Consider the following 6,706-nt stretch of genomic DNA (forward strand, 5'->3'; position numbering starts at 1 on the left):
GAATTAATCATACTAAAGCATAGTTGATTCTATTTTCCTAAGAGTCTAGTTCTAGTCTAGTTTGTGGCTGTCCATGTCAAAGGTAGTCCATGTCAAAGGTAAATCCGTAGATATCTCAAGCCAACTGAATGGCTAGCAACCAGTCGTTGTCAGGCTATAGAAAACCGGTTCAGCAATATTACTAGCGTCCACATTGTACAATAAACTACAGCTATCAAAGGTTGCATAGCCTTTAGGGACTAAATAAATAGTGTCGCCACTGGGTAAATCATACACTCCCCAATCGGCGGTAATAGTATCGTTAGCATTGAGCATAATTTCATAAGAACCCTGCAGTACTTTGACAACATTAGTACCCACAGGTGTAAGGTGACCCAATGTCGTGCTAACGGTTGTGTCGCCTAGATAAACTGAACCAAGAGCCAACTTGTGTTGGTTTGATAAAACCGCTTTAGTATAGGTGAGCGTGTTAGCAGATTTTAAAGTACCTTCTAAACTAGTCATTTGTGCTGTTACAGCATCACCTTGTAAATCAATAAATCGAGGTGCGGCTACTACAGAGAGAATCCCTAGAATGACAATGATAATAATCAGTTCAATTAGGGTAAAACCCCGTTGTATATTGTGTTGCATTAAAACGTACTCGTGGTGTTGTTATCAACCAACTTATATAAACCAAATGGTAACTGAAGTATAAAGAGTTAAATTAATGCTGTCATTTGTCCTACTGATAATTTTGGTTCCTTTTCATTAACAGTAAGTCCCACTTAATCATTAATTAACACTAAGTCCAATTATTGGGTAATTTTGCCATAAAAGTTAAATTAACTAATATTTGGTCAAAATAGCCACTCTTTAAATTTTCTCATTCTCTAAATTGGATTTAAATTTCACTAAAAACCATAAGTGATTGTTTTATATTGGTATTTAATTTTGGCATCGTCGTTGCAAAAGTCATGTCAAGTCACTTTGAAGACTTACAACAATCAACGGAAATAGGAAAATATGATGAACACACTAACTAAAGTAATCGCAACTGCAGCATTAACCCTTGCCTCAATCGGTGTCGTAAACGCTTCAAATGTTGTGGTTCCCGCCGACAATTACGTTACCAGTAATCTTTGTGCTGTTGCCACTGAAGGCAGTAAGATAAAAATGTCACAGGCCATTAAAAAATCTGGATTGAGTAAACGTTATGTGGCAACAAAAGTGACTTGCAACGATTTACAATTCATGACATTCATCGAACAATACGGTAGCAATGCGAATGACATGAATGACTTTTTGACAGGCGGAAAATACAGCAACACCACGGATATGGCAGCCGTAACTTCTCATAAATCATTATAATCGATGGTGCTAAACCGTTTAGCCACTCCCCATCGTCTACTTAATACTGAGTATGGCGATGGGTTGCCAGTTATATAATTTCATGCCTGCCAATATAAATTAAAAACAACAACCTACCTTATACCCACTGGCGATTATGCTCGTAGCTGTTGCTTTTCAGTTTATTTTCTCTTTGTTTCGCTACACAAAATGACCCGTCGAATACAGTGTGATACACAATGATAATAAAGATTATTAGAAAGGATGATTTGTCGCTTCCCTGCTTGTGGCATGTTGAACCTCGTCGAATTCTATTTCCCTGAGTGTAACTCAACGCGAGAAATTGATAGTACAGTTTGTGGCTGTCCATGAATTAGTCCCTCCATGAATTAGGTCAATGAATTATCGTTCATATATTGGCTCATCGATCATTAATATAAGGTAGTTAATAACAGTTAATTTCGTTTAAGTATGTTAATTCTTGCTATCTATAAAAAAATCTTTAACACCCGTTCTTGGTGTTAAAAATTAACATTTTATTTTCTAATAATTTACACAATAAATAATGTTCCACATTTAAAACAGTGTAATTGTCGATATTTTTTAAAAATAGCCATGAATTTTTAAAATAATATTTCAAATTCACTTTGTTTTTGTAAATCAATATTTTTTAAATGTTAATAAACTTCTTGTTTTAAATATGAGATACCATTTATTATGTAAAAAATAATGAAGGAAATATCAACAATGATGCAAAAGGTGGGTGTTTATTAATTGTAATTGCTTATTCGGGCGCTACGTTGATGTTCGAAGATGATTATGAAGTTTTACTTTCTACGTGACGAGAAACAACACTCAATTTGGTCGATTAAATAAGGCGCAACCCCTTTTACAAGAGTATTAGCTAATGAGGGGCAAAAACAAAGCTAATCGCTGTGCTACGCCTATGTGTTTTATTTACTAAGGAAAAGCAATGAACCGTGTAAAGTACACTTTGCTAAGTATTCTAATTGCCACCTCAATAACTGTATTAGCAAAAGAGAGTAATTCAATATCACCTAGCCTTACCGAAGTTTGGCAACCCGTTAAGAAAGTCCAAGTGAATAATAATATTCCTTCTGATGCGATTGTGTTGTTTGATGGAACGAGCACAAATGCGTGGGAGCAGGCCAATGGGAAATTTATGGGGGAGCCTATAACCTGGGATGTTGAAAATGGCGTAATGACAATTCCGTCTCGCGTCAAAGGACCTCAAAATATAAGAACTAAAGAAAAATTCTGTGATATTCAACTACATATCGAATGGCGTATACCGAGCCCCATAAAACACAAATTTGGGCAAAAAGACGGTAATAGTGGAATTTTCATTCAAGAGAGATACGAAGTTCAAATACTCAACTCCCACGATAATGAAACTTATGCCAATGGCCAAGCTGGCGCTATATATAAGCAGTCAATTCCTTTGGTAAATGCAAGTAAACCGACGATGGAATGGCAAAGTTACGACATTATTTATACCGCACCTCAATTTAACAATAAACAAGAGTTAACCCAACCTGCGTTTATCACGGTTCTTCATAACGGTGTATTGATTCAAAACCACAGCGAAATATTAGGTAGCACGGTTTCTCGCGGCGCGCCAAGTTACGAACACCATGGTTGTGAGGCCATAAAAATACAAGATCATAGCTCCAAAGTTAGCTTCAGAAATATTTGGTTAAGAAAACTTTAATAATCGAAGCAAAGAGTTTCGTAGAGAGAAAGTAATGAAAAAAATGACACCTAAAATACCTTTGTTCTGCTTGGGATTATTCAGTATCTCGTTATTTTTAAATGGCTGTGGCGCTTTTGATGACAGGCCGACTACTAAGGTTGAGGTAGCGGATGGTAGCCAAAATTTTAATTTTGATGGTATTGCTTTTAAACCAAATACTATGTGGCAGAAAGTAGGTGATGCGACAATAACAGAAGATATGCTTGGGTTTACCCTGGCTCAAGGCGACGCAGTATTGCTAAATCGTGGCAAAGATAATTTACTTGTTAAAGGAAACTTATTAGAAACACACCAGCAATATAAAGATTTTCATTTTAGTGTTGACGTTAATATAACGCCAAAAACTAGATCAGGTATCTCTATTCTTGGTCGGTACCGAATCAATATAGCGGATATGTATAAAGCCAAAAAAATAAGACCTACGAGTATGGGAGGGATTGACCATCGGTATGACGAAGAACGAGAACGTAACGTTAAATATGATGGTGTAAAACCGAAGGCTAATCCTTCAAAACCACCCGGACAATGGCAAACGCTTGAAATAGATTTTAAGGCACCTCGTTTCGATAACGATGGGTTAAAAACTGAATATGCGCAGTTTATTTCAGTAAAATTAAATGGTGTGCCGATTCATAAAAACCAAGTTGCTACCGGCCCAAGTCAAGATGCTCAATATCTAAATGAAACATCTCACGGACCGATTTTCCTTATTGGGAATAGTGCCCCTGTTGCTTTTCGAAATTTAGTTATCGAGCCTAAAGATTTTTCACATATACCCGCTGCGAGACCCCTAAAAGCTGGAAATGAAATACCGTTAGGAGTGAATACGGGCAAACCCATGATTAATCTTGTAAAACACGGTAAAGAACTCTTTCAAGATAAAGGCTGTAAAGAGTGTCATACGATAGATAAAAATTCGAATGCAGTAAAATCGGGGCCAAATTTATTTGGTGTGTTTTCTGACAATACGAAAGTAATAAGAGTTTATGACAGCGCAGAGCAACATATAACTAAAATTAAAGCAGATGATCACTATCTAATGCAGTCACTTCGACAGTCGGCATTATACTTAGCAGTAAGAAATAACGCAGATAATTCGACGAAACAGTTTTTACCTATCATGCCGTCATACAACGCGGAAGCAATATCTAATAGTGATATCACTGCAATATTGAGTTACTTAAAAACGCTGAACGAAAGTAAAGATAAAGGTCCCGCTTATATTTGGCAAGAAGCACCAGAAAAGCCATATGTGTTAACAGAAGATTTAAGTGCAGAACTCGTTAGCAATAAGCCAAGGTTAGTTCGCGTTAATATTGGGCCTGAAGTGTCTGGTCGCGCATATCATGTTGGTTTACCCAATGCACGTAACTACAGCTTTGACCCTCGCACCTTAGCGGTTGAGCTAATTTGGTCGGGTCGCTTTTTGTCTTTAAAAAACGAGAAAAAGAATCGGGCTGACAAGGCCAGTGAGATTGGTGAAGGCGCAGTAAAGTGGGATACAACATCATACACCCACTTATTTCAACCGATTTTATCAAATGGAAAGGCCGTCGATTTTACCTTTAAAGAACCAAGTGATACCTCAGAAGAAAGCGTGATTGCAAACTTAAATGACAACAAAGAATTTGCCGAGTATATGGCCGAAACCGATGCTGGGTTTATTGGTGTGAATACGGAACAAGGCGAAATTCCTTGGTTTAATTATCGTGTTGAAAATAACAGTGTATCGGCGCAAATAAACATTACTGATGACAACCAAATACAGGCTAACTTTAAGGTAAAAACAGCGTCAGCTTTACGCTTATCTTTAGCTGACACCTCACTGATAAATATTCAGGTATCGCACGGTAAAGTGACTGACAAGGTTTGGCATTTACCCAAAGGTGTAAACCAATTGGTCACGTTTAGCGCAAGCTTTAAAAAGGCACCTAAATTTAATGAATTAAACGATAAGGTCGTTAAGCAAAGTAATGAAAAACAAGCCCTTGTTTGGAGCGACGCTTTCAGTGAAAGTGCATCTTTACCAGCAGGGTATCGTCTTGAAAATTCATTAGCGCCAAATGATAAATTTGGAAGACAAGTGTTGTTTGAACCATTAGGTATCGCTTTTACTGAGCAAGGTAGCGCCTATGTTAGTACTAGAACATCGGGTGTGTGGAAAATTACAGACAATAATTGGCAGCAATTTGCTGAAGGTATTTTTGACTCATTAGGTGTGGTTGTTGATAGCGAGAATACGATTGTTGTAGGTGAAAAATCTGGACTCACTCGTTTAAGCGATGTTAATGATGATGGTTGGGCCGAATCTAGGGTTAACCTGTCGGATAGTTTTACCTTTAGTTCTAATTATCATGAGTATTTACATGGTCCAATTAAAACCTCTGCTAACGAGTATTTCTACACCTTAAATTTGGGACATGGTTTATCGGGTAGTTATCGCGCAGAAGGCACAATGGGAACGGGAGGAGGTTACCGTGGTTGGGCAATGAAAGTAGATGCCAATGGCAACACCATCCCATACGCCAATGGTATGAGAAGCCCTGCGGGACTAGCAATAAATGCTGACGGAAAAATGTACTATACGGATAATCAAGGTGATTTCCAAGGTACCTCGAAACTGCATGTTTTAAAGCCAAATGCTTACTATGGACATCCGGCGAGTTTAGTCGATGTACCAGGAAAGACGCCAACAAGCCCTGATATTCAATGGGACGAAATGAAAGGTAAGCGCGATTTACCTGTTGGTTTGTTACCTCATGGACGCGCAATGAATTCACCTGGTAGTCCTGTGTGGGATACAACAGGCGGCGGTTTTGGTCCGTATAAAGGACAAATGTTCATTGGTGACCAAACTAAATCAAACATCTTTAGAGTGCATACTGAAACGGTAAACGGGGTAGAGCAATCAGCATTATTACCCTTTATGGCGGTTACTGCATCGGGGGCAATGAGGTTAACATTTTCACCTTTAGATAATAGCTTATGGATTGGGCAAACAGGCAGAGGATGGTGGCCCAAAGGCGGCAACTTAAATGCCTTACAGCGCATCGTTTACGATGGAGAAACTGTGCCTCAGTCAATTTATTCTATTGAAGTGCAAGCCGATGGATTCAAGGTTAATTTAACTAAACCAATAAGCAAATCTGAACGCCACACTTTTGACAATTTAGTGATTAGTTCGTGGTACTACCTAGAAAACGCTAATTATGGTTCAGAAGAAAAAGAGATGCGTGTTGAGAAAACAGCAATTAGCAATTGGAGTAAAGACGGCAAGTCTTTCCGTGTAACGGTCGAAAACTTCAAGGTTGATGAAAATAGACCTGCAGAACATACATCACGTGTATATGAAATTGATCTATCAAAAACCGTGTTAGGCAAGGGCTTATCTGAGTTTCATACCAAAGCTTGGTATACCTTAAATAGTATTCCCAAAAGATAATATTCAAAAAATGTTAGTTAGAGAAATTGGCGGAAAACTTACGGTGTAAAAAACTATCAAGCAATCGTGAATTAAGTGGGCTTTAGCCTGAAGAATCCCCACAGTAAAAAGAAGTAAGTGCTTGAAATTTGGTATTATATATTTCACCACAAAACAAAAAT

Annotated in this window: 4 protein-coding genes; 3 read left to right on the forward strand and 1 reads right to left on the reverse strand. The window is 37.9% G+C overall.

Annotated features, from left to right (window positions below; translation table 11 throughout):
- Nucleotides 1-132: 132 nt before the first annotated feature.
- Complete coding sequence (locus Q4567_RS21980) at nucleotides 133-633, reverse strand: prepilin-type N-terminal cleavage/methylation domain-containing protein (RefSeq protein WP_303502449.1); 501 nt, start codon at nucleotides 631-633, stop codon at nucleotides 133-135.
- A 375-nt stretch (nucleotides 634-1,008) separates the two neighbouring features.
- On the opposite strand from Q4567_RS21980, the gene Q4567_RS21985 reads away from it, so the two are divergent.
- From Q4567_RS21985 to Q4567_RS21995, 3 genes are all read left to right on the forward strand, one after another.
- Entirely contained in the window at nucleotides 1,009-1,350 is a 342-nt protein-coding gene (locus Q4567_RS21985; RefSeq protein ID WP_216050599.1) for a DUF3718 domain-containing protein, read from the forward strand.
- Between the two features lie 952 nt (nucleotides 1,351-2,302).
- The gene (locus Q4567_RS21990) at nucleotides 2,303-3,061 is read left to right on the forward strand and encodes a DUF1080 domain-containing protein (protein WP_216050600.1); all 759 of its coding nucleotides are present in this window, start codon (nucleotides 2,303-2,305) and stop codon (nucleotides 3,059-3,061) included.
- Between the two features lie 34 nt (nucleotides 3,062-3,095).
- The gene (locus Q4567_RS21995) at nucleotides 3,096-6,545 is read left to right on the forward strand and encodes a family 16 glycoside hydrolase (RefSeq protein ID WP_216050601.1); all 3,450 of its coding nucleotides are present in this window, start codon (nucleotides 3,096-3,098) and stop codon (nucleotides 6,543-6,545) included.
- Nucleotides 6,546-6,706: the final 161 nt, after the last annotated feature.

The organism is Aliiglaciecola sp. 2_MG-2023, from assembly GCF_030548145.1.
Lineage (GTDB): Bacteria > Pseudomonadota > Gammaproteobacteria > Enterobacterales > Alteromonadaceae > Aliiglaciecola > Aliiglaciecola lipolytica_A.